Here is a 14,100-nt window from a genome sequence, read left to right as displayed (position 1 = left end):
TTTAATTTAATTTGATTTAATGAGTGAGGAAATATCATGTCTTTAGAAAGAGCGGTGGCAGCTTTTGCCGGGTTTATGGTTTTACTATCTGTCGTTTTAACTGTTTATGTGCACCCTAATTTTGTGTGGTTTACTGTGTTTGTCGGGGCCAATTTATTCCAGCAAAGCTTTACCGGCTTTTGCCCAGCTGCAATGGTTTTGCAGAAGCTAGGCATAAAAACGGAAAAGCAATTAGCGACAGAGAAATAAACTTTCTGAGCTGCAAGCTTTAATTACTTAAAGCCCACTATTACTCGTGAATGCGGATAACTTTGCTTGATATAGACTAACCTCATTCACTTTTATCGGTGCTTCCATGGCTTTTATAAGATTCATTTTTGCTAGTTTTTTATTACCAAGCTTAAATTGAACTTTCGCTTGTGCTAAGTAGACCTCATCTAAGTAAGGCGCTAACTCTTTCGCTTTTTCAAAATATGACATAGCTTTAGTTAGTTGCTTTTTCTCGTATAGTTCATTCCCAAGTTTCAACCATTGATACGGGTTAGGGTCATTAATACTTTTTATATTATTACTCACCTTTAAAGCCTTCGTGTTTTGTCCGGTACGGATTAAAAAGAGTTTGAGGTTACTCATCAGATTAAGCGAGCTTAACTGGCGCTCATAACCTATTGTCAGCAATTTAATAGCTTCTTCAATACTAAATAGCTCTTTGATAATAAGGCTGTGAGTATTTATGTTTTCTGGAGAGTTTGGGTAGATTGACATCGCATTTGCAGAAAGCTCATACGCTAACAATAATTCACCTTTTGCATAATGCTCTGCAGCAAGGTTTGAAAAGTACATAGAGATAAACTCAGCTTTAGATATATGATGTCCGCTTAAGTCAGCTTGATTTTTGTAGTAATCAATGACGAGGTGTGTCTTACCAAAGTACATCATATCTTCGCTTTTTGGCTCCTCTACAGCATAAACCTTTGTTCTAATATGTTGGGAAACAAAAACAGACTTACCTTTAGCGTAAAACAAAGGCGCACCACTAAGCATTTGGTACTTTATTTCTAGGCCTGCCAACTCAGCTAATGACGTTGTCACTAAGGCTAAAGACATACAATTTCCAGACTTTGAATTTAACGCGTCTGAACTCGAATATGTTTCGTTTAAATAGCTAAAGTTACTCACGAATTGTTCAAGATAATTATATAAACGCTTATGCGGTTTAGTATTTGCTTGAAGTGGGTGATGAAAATAGGTTAAAAAATCACGTCTTTGAGCATTCGTTAACTCGTAGGGACTAGCAATGTTTTGTTTTTTAAAGGGTAATTTAGCCCACTCACTGAGCTCCATCTTTAGGGGGGGTAATGGTGTTTTTAAAGAAGTGGGTATTTCACCGATACTCTGACAGGCATTAAGCACGACTGAAAATGCAATTACGGTAAATAATCTTTTAAACTTAACCATGAGCATTGTTGATAACTTCCTTGAAAAACAATATTAAATAAAGTATTGCTTAAAATTTCAAGGAAGTAAATGTACTAAGGTAAGTGTAACTTATAAAAAGCTATTAGCTTTTAACAAGTTGCATCGCTTCAGCTAGCTCAAATTTGCCTTCTAGCAATGAACGACCAAGAATAACTCCGCTTGGGCTGTTATTTGCTAAACCAGAACCTTTGATGTTCGTTAGAGCTATTTTTATGTCTTCTAAACTACTAATGCCGCCAGAAGCTTGCCAGCTAATTTCAGGATATTGCTCAGCAAGAGCACTATAAAGCTCTTGGTTTGGACCTTGAAGTGTTCCATCTTTGCTAATGTCTGTGCAAAGTACGTGCTTAAGTCCAACGTTTAGAAACTTATCTACCACAGACTCTAACGTTGTGCCTGAGCTTTCCTGCCAACCATGCGTTGCAATATACTTGTTGCCGTTTTCGTCAATGTTAACGTCCAGTGCCAGAACAATTTTTTCTGCACCGTACTTTTCAAACCATGACAGCACTAAGTCAGAGTCATTAACGGCCAATGAGCCAATAACCACACGACTAACACCAATATCGAACAGGTCAATTATGTCTTGCTCTGTTCTAATGCCGCCGCCAGCTTGAAACTTCATTACATCTAAATCAACCATGCTTTTAATTAACGACAGCTGGCGTTTTGAAGTGTCCTTTGCTCCCGTAAGATCAACAATATGCAGCCATTCTGCTTTTGCAGCAGCATATTGTTTTACCAATTCAACGGGGTCAATTTTATATTCTGTTTTTTGTCCGTAGTCGCCTTGGTATAAACGGACAACAGATCCTTCTATTAAGTCTATTGCTGGGATAATCATGTAAATCCTAATATCTTTATTATCTTGTTTAACTAATAACTAATAGCTATTAGCTATTAGCTACATTGAGCCTTCAAAAGCAACGTTTGTTATAGCTCGATAAAGTTCCTAAGTAATTGCTCGCCGGCTTTACCACTTCTCTCAGGGTGGAATTGCACGCCAAAAAAGTTGTTGTGATAAATGGCAGCAGAAAAATCTAAGTGATAGTTACATTTAGCTAATGTATTGACTGATATTGGCGCACAAAAGCTATGAACAAAATAGAAAAATGCACCTTGTTCTATGTTTTTAAACAAAGGGTGAGGGGAATCCAGTGTCACTTCATTCCAACCCATATGCGGCAGTACTAGTTCTCCCGCTTCCATTCGTTCAATTACGGTGGGGATCAAACCTAAACACTCAACGGTATCTGTTTTTGACGTAACCAAGTGCGAACCCGGTTTTTCGTTTGAGCTTTTGGCCATAAGCTGCATGCCCAAACAAATGCCAAGTACAGGCTGAGTTAGCGACTGAATAACGCTAGTTAATTGCTTTTGCTCGATACTTTTCATAGCCGCAAATGCTGAGCCGACACCAGGTAACAACACCTTGTCAGCCGCTTTGATAACTGCAGGGTTATCTGACACGGTAACTTCAACGCCAAGACGTTCAAAAGCACATTGCACAGAGTAAATATTGGCGCACCCGGTATTAACAATAACCAAGTTTATTGGCTTAGAGTCACCCGACATTACAACGCCCCTTTTGTAGACGGAAGTACATCACCTTCAACTTTAATAGCGGCGCGTAAAGCTCGGCCAAATACTTTAAACAAACTCTCTACTTGGTGGTGGGCATTTCCTTTTGTAGTCGAAAGGTGCAAGGTGAGTCCCATTGCCTGACTTAACGAGAAAAAGAAGTGCTCAACCATTTGTGTGGACATATCACCTACACGGTTGTCAGTAAATTCAGAGTTAAAAACTAAATAAGGTCGACCAGAAATGTCTAGCGTTGCTTCTGCTTTACATTCGTCCATAGGCAGCACAAAGCCAAAACGACCAATGCCACGTTTGTCACCTAATGCTTCTTTTAAAGCTTGTCCTAGCGCAAGAGCGGTATCTTCAACAGAGTGGTGGTCATCAATGTGTAAATCACCATCGGTTGTTAGGTCTAAGTAAAAACCACCATGCGATGCTATCTGATCAAGCATATGGTCAAAAAATCCGATACCCGTTTGAATATTTGATTTCTCAGTACTATCTAAATCTACAAATACATTGATGTTTGTTTCAGACGTGGTGCGCGTCACTTTTGCCTGGCGGTTTTGCTCTTTTTGTTGTGCTAAGAACTTTTCAATTGCTAACCAATCCATTTTTTCTGGCGAATATTGAATGCCAACAATACCCATATTTTCAGCGAGTTGAATATCCGTAATGCGGTCACCAATCACATAAGAATCAGTGAAGTCGACTTTACCTTCTTGAAGGTAATCTTTTACCAGGCCTAACTTTGGTTTTCTGCAGCTACAATCTTCATGGTTAAAGTGAGGACATATTAAAACATCGTCAAAAGTAACACCTTGAGATTCAAAAAACGCCATCATTTGATTGTGTGGTGCATCAAAGTCAGCTTGAGGAAATGCGTCTGTACCAAGTCCGTCTTGGTTAGATACCATAACTAGACGATAACCTTTTTGCTGTAAACGAGTTAATACCGGCACAACTAGCGGCTCAAATACGAGTTTGTCTAAACGGTCTAATTGTTTGTCTACAGGCGGCTCTTGAACAAGAGTGCCGTCGCGATCAATAAATAGTATAGGTTGTTGCTTGCTCATTGTGTTAGTCCAGTTTTTGTTCAATTAGGTTAAATACGTTTTCAACAGCGGCCATTTCTTCTTCACTACCAATGGTTACCCTAATGGTATTATTTAGCATTAACTGTTTAGATTGATTGCGCAGTAAAATTTGTTGTTCGGTAAATAATGTCATTACCTTATTAGCGTCAAGCGTTTCAGATAGTTTCATCAAAACAAAATTTGTTTTTGAAGGATAAACTTCGTTCGCAAACCGCCAAGTTTTTGCTTTTTCTATAAAGGCATCGCGGCGATTGTTTAATTCGTTAACGCATCGTCGCATCCATAATAATCCCTCTTCACTTAATGCTTGAGTTGCCATTTGTGCAACTGGTGCTGGAATAGGGTAAGGCGCAATGACTTTTTTCATAGCGTTAATAATAGCTTCAGACGCCAGTGTAAAACCACAACGCAAGCCAGCTAATGCAAATGCTTTAGACAATGTACGTAATACCACTAAGTTCGGATATGAATTCATTAGCTCTGTAACGGTATCTTCAGTACTAAACTCTATATAAGCCTCATCAGCAACAACAATGGCGTGTCCTTTGGTCGCTTCTAAAACCGATACTAGGTCATTACGGTTTATTACATCACCTGTTGGATTGTTAGGCGAGCAAATAAAGACGATTTGCGCATTATCAACTTGGTTAAGTATGCTGTTAACGTCCAATTGAAAAGACGGTAAAAGTGGAACTTTAGTTACATTTACGTTTGCCGTTTCAGCACTAATTGCATACATACCGTAAGTAGGAGGGCAGATAATGATATTCTGTCCCGGACTACAGAAAGTTCGTATTAGCAACTCGATGCCTTCATCAGCGCCTCTTGTCGCTAACACTTGTTCCGGCTTTACCGCGGCATATTGGCTGTAAGCGTTAATAAGTGGTTCAGGCTGAAAGTCTGGGTAACGATTGTAAAGACTGGGATCAGCGCTAACATTAGGGCTGTAAGGGTTTTCATTGGCATTTAGCCAAACTGTATTGGTATCGTCAGAGCCTGACATGCTGAATAAACGTCGAGCCGACTCATAAGGCTTTAACTCTTTAAGCTCAGGGCGGATAAGTTTATCAACGAGTGTTGAAGTCTTATTTAGATTATCAGTCATTTGATTTCTCTTTTTGCAATTGCTCAAGTCTAAGACCAACCGCGTTTCTGTGCGCGTCTAAACCTTCAGCAGCGGCTAACGTCATAATTGCCGGACCAATGGCCGCTAGACCATTAGGCGTTATTTCTTGTACCGTAAATTTACGAGTAAAGTCTGCTAAGTTTAGTGAGCTTAGAACTTTAGAGTACCCATAAGTAGGTAAAACATGGTTTGTGCCACTCGCATAATCTCCGGCGCTTTCTGGTGTATAAGCACCTAAGAAAACCGAAGCTGCATTATCTAACTTACTAAGCCAGCTTCTTGCATTGTCAAACTGCACAATTAAGTGTTCAGGGGCGTACTGATTACTAATTTCAACCGCTTCGTTCAAGTCCGATGCTAGAATAAAGCGACTATTTGCCAACGCTTTTTTCGCAATATCAGCACGAGGCAGCAAAGTTAGCTGTGACTCGATATCCTGTTTAGTTTTTTCAATTAGCTGTAGTGAATCTGACACTAAGATAACTTGCGAGTCAGGTCCGTGTTCGGCTTGCGATAAAAGGTCCGCCGCTACAAACGCTGGGTTTGCATTGGCATCAGCAAGTACTAAAACCTCAGAAGGACCTGCTGGCATATCAATGGCCGCTCCAGCAGGGTCTTGAGCAACCAACTGTTTAGCTTCAGTAACAAAGCTATTACCAGGCCCAAAAATCTTATCTACTGCGGCAATCGACTCAGTACCATATGCCATTGCTGCTATTGCTTGCGCGCCACCAGTTCGGTAAATTTCTTTAATGCCACATAGTTTTGCTGCATAAAGGATTTCAGCGGTAATTCCGCCTTTGTTGCCCTCAGAAGTGTCCGGCGGAGTACACAAAACGGTTCTTTTACAGCCTGCTATTTGAGCTGGAACACCTAGCATTAAAACAGTTGAAGGTAACGGAGCACTGCCACCAGGAATATATAAACCTACTGAGCTAATAGCTTGCGTGATCAATTCACAAACCACACCAGGACTCGTTTCTACTTTAACGTCCGCTTGTACCTGTGCTTCATGAAAACGTTTAATTTGGCCATAGGCTAATTCAATCGCAGCTCGTTGCTCATCACCAAGTGTCGCAATAATGTCTTCTGCTTGTGACGAAGGCAGTGCCACAGAGTTTAGTGATAAACCGTCAAACTTTTTCGTCAGCGTGAGTAACGCATCGTCTCCTTTGTCTTTGACCATATTTACAATGTCTAAGACTTTACTTGTTAAATCAGCACGATTTGCGATCGCCGGTCGAGACAATGCCGACTTTTGCTCTGCTAATGTTAGATTTTGCCATGTGATCATGTGGAAATTTACCTTTAGTGCTTAACCAATTAGCCCATCATTTTTTCAATTGGCATTACCAATATTGATGTGCAACCTAACGCTTTTAATTGCTCCATTGTTTCCCAGAATAGATTTTCTGGACTAACAACGTGGATAGCGGCTTGGTCGCTGTTTTCTGACAGAGGTAATACAGTAGGATCTTCTGCACCTGGTAGAAGCTTTTTAACTTCTTCTAGCTTAGCGATAGGCGCGTGTAGCATGATGTATTTAGATTCTTTAGCTTGCATAACGCCATTAATTCTTGGCAGAAGGGTATCTACTAATTTTTGTTTTTCTGCAGTCAGCGCTTCAGACTTTTGAATTAAAACAGCTTTAGATACAAAAATTTCTGTCGCTTCTTCTAAGCCGTTCGCTTCTAGTGTTGCACCGGTAGATACCAAGTCACAAATAGCTTCAGCAATACCAGCTCGCGGTGCCACTTCAACTGAACCCGTTAACATTACCGGTTGTGCATTTATATTGTTTGCAACTAAAAAGCGCTTAAGTAAGTAAGGGTAGGTTGTTGCTATTTTAGTTTGATTTAAAGACTCTAAGCCCTTGTAATCAAATTCATTAGGTACAGCAATAGATAAACGACAACCGCCATACTCTAATCGTTTAAGTGTTTTATATTCAGCAGGTTCATTAGATGCTTGTCTTTCAAGCATTTTTTCTTCAAGTTCATTTTCACCAATAAAACCTAAATCTGCGATACCGTCCATTACTAAGCCTGGAATATCATCATCGCGTACTAATAATAAATCGATAGGTAAGTTAGTAGAGTGTGCAATAAGCAGTCTGTCTCTGATTGATAGCTTTACACCAATCGCTTTAAGTAACTTTATTGACTCATCGCTTAAACGACCTTTTTTCTGTACCGCGATTCTTAATCTATTCTTGTCAGTCATGTGTATTCCTACTTTATTTGCACTAAATTTTTAGTATTAAATTAAATTGTTAAACCCTAAAACGAAAAAACCCCAGAAGATATTATCCTCCAGGGCTCAATAATTATGTGCTTGGAGGACTGACAATAGCCTCCAGCGAAATTAGCCGAAAACTATTCCGTTGGTACGTGATGATGGAACCAAATTGTATTTACGTTTGTAAAATTCATGAGTTTTCGTTTTTTCTAATTTCGTAAAGTTGATGTGCACAAAATAAACCTAGATGAAAATAAAAGCAACCGCTTGTATATAACAAAACACAAAAAAACTTAATCTATTTGCATATCGGTCGATAAGTGGTTAATAATTGCACAAAATGTAAACTTTACTCAATTATTCAGCCCTGTTCATTACTAAGGATATAAGGACAAAGATCATGGTGGACTTCATTTATAATGCGATTCGCAGGCCTGTTGCGAATGAACCAGACAAAAAAGACATTTATCATGTAGATAAAACGCCAAAAGATGCGAGAGCAAAGCGCATTGAAGAGGATGATCCGAGTAATCAGCAACAACAAAGCTCTGATGGTAAGTCTGCTAAAGATGAGCAATCTTCTCACTCGGACGACAATCAGAATAAATTGATAAAAGCATCAGGTACAAACAAACAGAATAATGAACATGAACTAACACCAAAAAAGCAGGGCAAAGGTAAATACGTTGATGAAAATGGCGTTGAACACTTAGATTTTTACGCTTAGGCGCACGTTTAGTTGTATATCGGTTACTAGCTTAAATAAGTATTGAATAAAAAACGGACCCTAAGGTCCGTTTTTGTTTTCTACTCTATTGCAATGCCTCTGAATGGCTATCTTGGTTGCATTCTTATTGCGCCATCAAGACGTATAGTTTCGGCATTTATATAAGCGTTAGATGTTAAGTGCATAACCAAATCTGCAAATTCTTTTGGTTGACCCATTCTTTTCGGGAATTGGATGTTTGCTACTAAGCTTTCTTGCACGTTATCTGGCATCGCTAACAACATAGGCGTGCCCATAATGCCCGGTGCAATGGCATTTACACGAATACCTGTGCGAGCTAAATCACGCGCCATAGGTAAACTCAATGCAATTATTCCACCTTTACTTGCTGCATATGCAGATTGACCCATTTGGCCTTCATACCCTGCAACAGAAGCGGTATTAATTATTACACCGCGCTCTAGGGCTTCACCCATAGGTTCATTTTTTGCCATTTGCTCAGCAACCTGTGACGCAACATTAAAGGTACCAATTAAGTTTATATTGATGGCCATTGAAAACTTGTTTAATGCCATCGCTTTGCCTTCTCGGTCTAAAACTTTAGCGGCTGGCGCAATACCAGCGCAGTTCACTAAAATGTGAATTGCACCGTAAGCCTTCATTACTTCTTCTATTGCGGAGCTAACAGACTCTGCATTAGTGACATCTACACTGATAAACATTGCGTTATCAGCACCAAGCTCATCGATTGCTTGTTTTCCAGACTCTTCATTCAGATCAAAAATAGCGACTTTAACGCCTGAAGCTACCAAACCTTGGCTGGTGGCTTTACCTAAGCCTGAAGCTCCACCCGTAACAATTGCAATTTTATTTCGTAATTCCATGATAATTCCTTAAATCTCTTTTAATAATTCACGAGCAATGACAATTTTTTGTACTTCGCTCGTTCCTTCATAAATTGTTGTGATACGAACGTCTCTAGCCATGCGCTCTACAGGATATTCACTAATGTAGCCGTATCCACCGAGCAACTGAATAGCGTCGTAACAAATTTCGTTGGCTTTTTCTGTGGCAAAAAGTTTAGCCATCGATGCTTGTTTTGAGAAAGGTTGACCTTGCTCTTTAAGATAAGCAGCTTGCATAAGAAGTAACTTTGCAGCTTCTAGTTCGGTATAACGGTCAGCAAGTTTCCACTGTAGACCTTGAAACTTAATTAATGCCTGGCCAAATTGCTCCCTCTCTGCGATATACTGGCGAGCATAATCCATGGCAGCTTCAGCAACACCTAACGCTAGTGAACCAATACCTATACGGCCGCCTGCAAGCTCTGTCACAGCTACTTTAAATCCGTTATTTTCTTCGCCCATAAGAGCAGTTGCTGGAATACGACAGTTATCAAATCTAACTTCATTGGTCGCTGACGCTTTTTGGCCCATTTTATGTTCAGCGGCTTCCACTGTTAATCCAGGCGTTCCGTTTTCCACTAGAAAACAAGAAATGCCTTTGCCTTTTTTAGCTTCTTTGTCAGTGACAGCCCAAACAACAAATACGCCAGCATATTCCGCACTAGTAATAAACATTTTACTGCCATTTAATATGTAATCACTGCCATCTTTTATAGCTGTGGTTTTCATACCTGCTGGATCAGAACCCGCACTTGCTTCTGTTAAGCAAAAGCCTGCTGCTGGATATTCGCCGGAACAAATTTTAGGAAGGTATTTATTTTTTTGCTCTTCGTTTCCAACGGCTTGTATAACTTCGGCAACCATATTGGTCACGGAAGTGGTGACAGCAGTTGATGCGCAACCTTTAGCGAGCTCTTTAATTGCAATACTAAAAGCGACGGTTCCTACTTCACTACCGCCATAATCTACGCTGGTATTTAAACCCATAAAGCCCAATTCGGCTAATTGCTTGAGGTTATTCAGGAGAATTTCACGGTTTCCCGTTTTATCTAATTCGGCCGCGTTAGGAGTCAACTCATTTTCTGCAAATTGGCGCGCAGTATCTTGGATTAGGAGTTGCTCTTCAGTTAAAGAAAAGTTCATATTTATTGCTCAAGTAAAGAGGTGTATTAGTTACACATTAAAGATGACGTCAATCTGCCAGAAACCACCATATATATAAAGGGTGGCAGCTCAAATAGTTATGTGGTCTATGTATTGATATTTTTACTTTGTTATTTGTCTAAAAGAGGTGGCCCCGAATGGTTGTTACCCAAAAAGTCATCTTCATTATAAATAGGGCAGTTAGACATAGACAAACAGCCACAGCCAATACACCCAGTTAATGAATTTCTAAGTTTTTCTAAATACCGAATTTTTTCATCTAACTGGCTTTTCCAAACACTAGACATTACTTCCCAGTCTGCTTTATTAGGAGTTCGGCTATTTGGCAGCGTATCTAAAGCAACTCTTATAGATTTTAGATCAACGCCAACCTTTTGGCCGGCCTTAATCAAAGACACTCGACGCAAAACGTCTTTTTTATAGCGTCGCTGATTTCCACTGTTTCTCCAGCTTTTGATAAGACCTTTGTCTTCATAGAAATGCAAAGTTGACGGTTTAACACCACAACGCTTAGATACTTGGCCAATAGTTAATAGTGGTAGGTCGTGAGAATTCTTCATAGATTTAGTCTAGTTTTTAAAGTGCGTTTAAAAAACACACTTAACATTTAAATTATTTTTCAAATTAAAACAAAAGACACTTTACCTCAACCTTACTTGAGGTTTTATTATCTAACACGCTTAATACAAAGTAGTTAGAAATAAAAATGTTGAGCTTTCATGAGTTTCCCATAAATAAGGAACGAGTTAATAACGCATTGTGCTGTGTTTGATTATGAATTTTATTAGAGTTGTAGAGGGAACAAAATGAGATTAGAACATATAAATTTAGTAGTCAGAGATATTAAAAGGAGTTTAGCTTTTTACAAAGCAGCCTGTCCTCATTGGAATATAAGAAGCAAAGGGCAAAGCGAATGGTCAGGTAAGCCTAGAACTTGGATTCATTTTGGTGATGACTACAATTATATTGCTATATGCGATAACGGAGAAAGCGATGGGCGTGATCTTGCTGGGCATCAAGTTGGTTTAGCTCATATAGCATTTGAAACATATAACATTAAAGAAGTAATATTTAGACTAGAGCAGGCGGGCTTTTCTATCGCTAAGCCAGGCGCAGAGAATCTTTATCGTAAAAATGTATATTTTTTAGATCCAGACGGAATTGAAGTAGAGTTTGTTGAATATAGTTCGGATTTACCGTCAGAGCGTAATAATGAAGATTGATAGTTTTTGAAGACTTACCGAAGAGTCTTGAAAGTGGTGGGCGGTACTGGGCTCGAACCAGTGACCCTCGCCTTGTAAGGGCGATGCTCTCCCAACTGAGCTAACCGCCCACTTTCAAGAGTTGACTTTAATTGGTGGGCGGTACTGGGCTCGAACCAGTGACCCTCGCCTTGTAAGGGCGATGCTCTCCCAACTGAGCTAACCGCCCAATTAAAATCTGATAAAGCTGAGACCAATTCTTTAGGGTAAAGTATTGGTGGGCGGTACTGGGCTCGAACCAGTGACCCTCGCCTTGTAAGGGCGATGCTCTCCCAACTGAGCTAACCGCCCAGCTTTATCTCTTAAACAGCTTAACTGCTCAAGTGGTGCGTATTATAGGGAGGCCAAAAAAAGAGTCAACACTAATTTCAAAAAAATGATTTGTTCGGACAAATCTTAAACAAACTGTTTAAAAAAAGCTTTTTTTGTTTGTTTTATAAACTGTTCTGAATAGTTAAAGTGATAAATCTTGGTACTTAACGTTGTAAATCCGTTTTAGTGGCGTTTACTATGAACGCCCATTGGTCTTTTGAAACCGGTTGTATAGAAAGTCGGCTTCGTTTTACTAATACCATATCGTCTAAAGCTGGCGTTGCTTTTATAGTAGTTAACGGTAAAAACGATTTAGCATGCGATTCATATTTTATATCGATTGATACCCACCTTGGTTTATCTTGTGTTGCCTTAATATCAAAATATTTACTTTCAGGATCAAATTGAAGTGGATCGGGGTAGGGCTCTGAAACCACAGAAGCAAAACCAGCAATACCAACCGTTTTACAACTTGAATGATAAAAGAGTACACCATCGCCCACTTTTATATCATCGCGTATTAAATTCCTAGCCTGGTAGTTTCTAATTCCATCCCAACGGCCAATACTATTTTTCTCAGCTTTTAAGCTATCGATGCTATATTCATCAGGTTCTGATTTAAATAACCAATATTGCATTTTAAGTCCCTCACGTTTTTCTATAGAATAGCGTGCAAATTTTAATGAATAAACTAAATGGATACATTAATGAGCGTTGTTACTCGTTTTGCCCCAAGTCCTACGGGCTATTTACATGTTGGCGGTGCACGTACTGCACTATATTCTTGGTTATACGCTAAGCGTAATAATGGTAAATTTATATTACGTATAGAAGATACTGACCTAGAACGTTCTACTCCAGAAGCAGTTCAAGCAATTTTAGACGGTATGTCTTGGTTGGGTATGGAAGGAGATGGCGAGGTTTTTTATCAAACCAAACGTTTTGATACTTATAAGAAGTATGTTCAACAATTAGTAGACGAAGATAAAGCTTATAAGTGTTATTGCAGCAAAGAACGTTTAGAGAGTTTACGTGAAGAACAAGAGAAAAATGGCGAACGTACTAAATATGATGGTAAGTGCCGTGATTTAAATGACGCTGATCAACCTGCAGATGCACCGTTCGTAATTCGTTTTAAAAACCCTGCAGAGGGCGCGGTTGAATTTAAAGATTCTATTCGTGGTGATATGCGCATTGCTAACGAAGAAATGGATGATTTAATTATTCAGCGAACTGATGGCACGCCAACTTATAACTTCTGTGTCGTTATCGACGATTGGGAAATGGAAATGACTCACGTTATTCGTGGCGAAGACCATTTATTAAATACCCCACGTCAAATTAATATCTTTGAAGCTCTAGGTGCTCCAGTTCCACAATATGCGCATTGCTCTATGATTTTGGGTGATGACGGTAAAAAGTTATCTAAGCGTCATGGCGCTGTTAGCGTAATGCAATATCGTGACGATGGTTACTTGCCTCAAGCTGTTATCAATTATCTAGTTCGTTTAGGTTGGTCACATGGCGACCAGGAGATTTTTAGCCTAGAAGAGCTATTTGAGTTATTTGATATCAACGACATCAATAATTCGGCATCAGCGTTTAACACTGAAAAATTAAACTGGATGAATCAGCAATATATGAAGTCTTTACCGGCTACTGAAGTTGCTGAACACCTGTCATGGCATTTTAATAATATGGATATTGACGTTTCAAAAGGGCCAAGTTTGTCAGCTATTGTTGAAATTCAGGCTGAACGAGTCAAAACATTAAAAGAAATGGCAGAGATCAGTACTTATTTTTATAAAGATTTTGATGCGCTAGATGAAAAGGCTGCTAAAAAGCACTTACGTCCTGTTGCGAAAGAAGCATTGATTTTAGCGAAAGAAAAGCTAAACGCATTAGATAACTGGCAGGGGAGTGATATCCAAGCTGCTATTAATGCAACGGCTGAAGAACTTGAATTAGGCATGGGTAAAGTTGGTATGCCACTGAGAGTTGCAGTGACAGGCGGTGGTAACTCACCTTCGTTAGACGTTACATTAGAATTAATGGACAAAAGTAAAGTTATTGAGCGTATTGCGAATGCAATTACATTTGTAGAACAACGAGAAGCTGCACAATAATAATTAATTTTTATTAAATATATGGGTTATTAATATATTTAATATTATAAATTTAATGATTATTTCAAATAGTCATCTCTATA

General features: G+C 39.2%; 15 protein-coding genes and 3 tRNA genes. 4 read left to right on the top strand and 14 right to left on the bottom strand.

Annotation, left to right across the window (positions count from 1 at the left end; translation table 11 throughout):
• Window positions 1-36: 36 nt before the first annotated feature.
• Window positions 37-249: a YgaP family membrane protein gene (locus GNP35_RS04995; protein WP_155695063.1), complete on the top strand. Its 213-nt coding sequence runs from the start codon at window positions 37-39 to the stop codon at window positions 247-249.
• Between the two features lie 27 nt (window positions 250-276).
• On the opposite strand, the gene GNP35_RS04990 is transcribed toward GNP35_RS04995, so the two are convergent.
• From GNP35_RS04990 to hisG, 7 genes are all read right to left on the bottom strand, one after another.
• Window positions 277-1,458: a tetratricopeptide repeat protein gene (locus tag GNP35_RS04990; RefSeq protein ID WP_155695061.1), complete on the bottom strand. Its 1,182-nt coding sequence runs from the start codon at window positions 1,456-1,458 to the stop codon at window positions 277-279.
• 103 nt (window positions 1,459-1,561) lie between these two features.
• A complete protein-coding gene (hisA, locus tag GNP35_RS04985) occupies window positions 1,562-2,323 on the bottom strand; it encodes a 1-(5-phosphoribosyl)-5-[(5-phosphoribosylamino)methylideneamino]imidazole-4-carboxamide isomerase (protein ID WP_155695059.1) in 762 nt (253 codons plus the stop codon).
• 89 nt (window positions 2,324-2,412) lie between these two features.
• Complete coding sequence (hisH, locus tag GNP35_RS04980) at window positions 2,413-3,054, bottom strand: imidazole glycerol phosphate synthase subunit HisH (protein ID WP_155695057.1); 642 nt, start codon at window positions 3,052-3,054, stop codon at window positions 2,413-2,415.
• Window positions 3,054-4,136, bottom strand: a complete 1,083-nt coding sequence (gene hisB / locus GNP35_RS04975; RefSeq protein ID WP_155695055.1) for a bifunctional histidinol-phosphatase/imidazoleglycerol-phosphate dehydratase HisB — start codon at window positions 4,134-4,136, stop codon at window positions 3,054-3,056. Before hisB ends, hisH begins: the two co-directional genes overlap by 1 nt.
• 4 nt (window positions 4,137-4,140) lie before the next feature.
• Complete coding sequence (hisC, locus tag GNP35_RS04970; RefSeq protein ID WP_155695053.1) at window positions 4,141-5,262, bottom strand: histidinol-phosphate transaminase; 1,122 nt, start codon at window positions 5,260-5,262, stop codon at window positions 4,141-4,143.
• Window positions 5,255-6,577: a histidinol dehydrogenase gene (gene hisD / locus GNP35_RS04965; RefSeq protein WP_155695051.1), complete on the bottom strand. Its 1,323-nt coding sequence runs from the start codon at window positions 6,575-6,577 to the stop codon at window positions 5,255-5,257. The genes hisC and hisD overlap by 8 nt, the downstream gene beginning before the upstream one ends.
• Window positions 6,578-6,606: 29 nt before the next feature.
• The gene (hisG, locus tag GNP35_RS04960) at window positions 6,607-7,506 is read right to left on the bottom strand and encodes an ATP phosphoribosyltransferase (protein WP_155695049.1); all 900 of its coding nucleotides are present in this window, start codon (window positions 7,504-7,506) and stop codon (window positions 6,607-6,609) included.
• 415 nt (window positions 7,507-7,921) lie between these two features.
• On the opposite strand from hisG, the gene GNP35_RS04955 reads away from it, so the two are divergent.
• Window positions 7,922-8,248 (top strand): hypothetical protein, encoded by a 327-nt coding sequence (locus tag GNP35_RS04955; protein WP_155695047.1) that lies wholly within the window; start codon window positions 7,922-7,924, stop codon window positions 8,246-8,248.
• A gap of 107 nt (window positions 8,249-8,355) precedes the next feature.
• Here the strand turns inward: GNP35_RS04955 and GNP35_RS04950 are convergent, their stop codons facing one another.
• The 3 genes from GNP35_RS04950 to soxR form a co-directional block, all read right to left on the bottom strand.
• Window positions 8,356-9,132 carry an SDR family NAD(P)-dependent oxidoreductase gene (locus GNP35_RS04950; protein WP_155695045.1) on the bottom strand — a complete coding sequence of 259 codons (777 nt, stop codon included), beginning with the start codon at window positions 9,130-9,132 and terminating at the stop codon, window positions 8,356-8,358.
• Between the two features lie 9 nt (window positions 9,133-9,141).
• A complete protein-coding gene (locus GNP35_RS04945; protein ID WP_155695043.1) occupies window positions 9,142-10,296 on the bottom strand; it encodes an acyl-CoA dehydrogenase family protein in 1,155 nt (384 codons plus the stop codon).
• Window positions 10,297-10,427: 131 nt separating this feature from the next.
• A complete protein-coding gene (gene soxR, locus GNP35_RS04940; protein ID WP_155695041.1) occupies window positions 10,428-10,877 on the bottom strand; it encodes a redox-sensitive transcriptional activator SoxR in 450 nt (149 codons plus the stop codon).
• A gap of 246 nt (window positions 10,878-11,123) precedes the next feature.
• On the opposite strand from soxR, the gene GNP35_RS04935 reads away from it, so the two are divergent.
• Window positions 11,124-11,540 (top strand): VOC family protein, encoded by a 417-nt coding sequence (locus tag GNP35_RS04935; protein ID WP_155695039.1) that lies wholly within the window; start codon window positions 11,124-11,126, stop codon window positions 11,538-11,540.
• Window positions 11,541-11,574: 34 nt separating this feature from the next.
• Here GNP35_RS04935 and GNP35_RS04930 read toward each other — a convergent pair.
• The 4 genes from GNP35_RS04930 to GNP35_RS04915 all read right to left on the bottom strand — a co-directional run bounded on the left by GNP35_RS04930 (window position 11,575) and on the right by GNP35_RS04915 (window position 12,529).
• Window positions 11,575-11,650, bottom strand: a tRNA-Val gene (locus GNP35_RS04930).
• A 22-nt stretch (window positions 11,651-11,672) separates the two neighbouring features.
• Window positions 11,673-11,748: transfer RNA gene (locus GNP35_RS04925), tRNA-Val, on the bottom strand.
• 46 nt (window positions 11,749-11,794) lie between these two features.
• A tRNA-Val gene (locus GNP35_RS04920) sits at window positions 11,795-11,870 on the bottom strand.
• Window positions 11,871-12,055: 185 nt separating this feature from the next.
• On the bottom strand, window positions 12,056-12,529 hold the full coding sequence (locus GNP35_RS04915; protein ID WP_155695036.1) for an EVE domain-containing protein: 474 nt from the start codon (window positions 12,527-12,529) through the stop codon (window positions 12,056-12,058).
• A 69-nt stretch (window positions 12,530-12,598) separates the two neighbouring features.
• On the opposite strand from GNP35_RS04915, the gene gltX reads away from it, so the two are divergent.
• A complete protein-coding gene (gene gltX / locus GNP35_RS04910) occupies window positions 12,599-14,017 on the top strand; it encodes a glutamate--tRNA ligase (protein WP_155695034.1) in 1,419 nt (472 codons plus the stop codon).
• The last annotated feature ends 83 nt before the right edge of the window (window positions 14,018-14,100 follow it).

This window comes from Psychrosphaera haliotis, assembly GCF_009728465.1.
In the GTDB taxonomy this organism is placed as follows: Bacteria; Pseudomonadota; Gammaproteobacteria; order Enterobacterales; family Alteromonadaceae; genus Psychrosphaera; species Psychrosphaera haliotis.
The sequence above is the reverse complement of the archived record's forward strand: the minus strand, read 5'-3'. Positions and strand labels throughout refer to the sequence as shown.

What these genes read in the sequence shown, in the direction of transcription:
- GNP35_RS04995 (WP_155695063.1), top strand. Translation starts at nt 37, where the DNA reads ATGTCTTTAGAAAGAGCGGTGGCAGCTTTTGCCGGGTTTATGGTTTTA.
- GNP35_RS04990 (WP_155695061.1), bottom strand. Translation starts at nt 1,458, where the DNA reads ATGGTTAAGTTTAAAAGATTATTTACCGTAATTGCATTTTCAGTCGTG.
- hisA (WP_155695059.1), bottom strand. Translation starts at nt 2,323, where the DNA reads ATGATTATCCCAGCAATAGACTTAATAGAAGGATCTGTTGTCCGTTTA.
- hisH (WP_155695057.1), bottom strand. Translation starts at nt 3,054, where the DNA reads ATGTCGGGTGACTCTAAGCCAATAAACTTGGTTATTGTTAATACCGGG.
- hisB (WP_155695055.1), bottom strand. Translation starts at nt 4,136, where the DNA reads ATGAGCAAGCAACAACCTATACTATTTATTGATCGCGACGGCACTCTT.
- hisC (WP_155695053.1), bottom strand. Translation starts at nt 5,262, where the DNA reads ATGACTGATAATCTAAATAAGACTTCAACACTCGTTGATAAACTTATC.
- hisD (WP_155695051.1), bottom strand. Translation starts at nt 6,577, where the DNA reads ATGATCACATGGCAAAATCTAACATTAGCAGAGCAAAAGTCGGCATTG.
- hisG (WP_155695049.1), bottom strand. Translation starts at nt 7,506, where the DNA reads ATGACTGACAAGAATAGATTAAGAATCGCGGTACAGAAAAAAGGTCGT.
- GNP35_RS04955 (WP_155695047.1), top strand. Translation starts at nt 7,922, where the DNA reads ATGGTGGACTTCATTTATAATGCGATTCGCAGGCCTGTTGCGAATGAA.
- GNP35_RS04950 (WP_155695045.1), bottom strand. Translation starts at nt 9,132, where the DNA reads ATGGAATTACGAAATAAAATTGCAATTGTTACGGGTGGAGCTTCAGGC.
- GNP35_RS04945 (WP_155695043.1), bottom strand. Translation starts at nt 10,296, where the DNA reads ATGAACTTTTCTTTAACTGAAGAGCAACTCCTAATCCAAGATACTGCG.
- soxR (WP_155695041.1), bottom strand. Translation starts at nt 10,877, where the DNA reads ATGAAGAATTCTCACGACCTACCACTATTAACTATTGGCCAAGTATCT.
- GNP35_RS04935 (WP_155695039.1), top strand. Translation starts at nt 11,124, where the DNA reads ATGAGATTAGAACATATAAATTTAGTAGTCAGAGATATTAAAAGGAGT.
- GNP35_RS04915 (WP_155695036.1), bottom strand. Translation starts at nt 12,529, where the DNA reads ATGCAATATTGGTTATTTAAATCAGAACCTGATGAATATAGCATCGAT.
- gltX (WP_155695034.1), top strand. Translation starts at nt 12,599, where the DNA reads ATGAGCGTTGTTACTCGTTTTGCCCCAAGTCCTACGGGCTATTTACAT.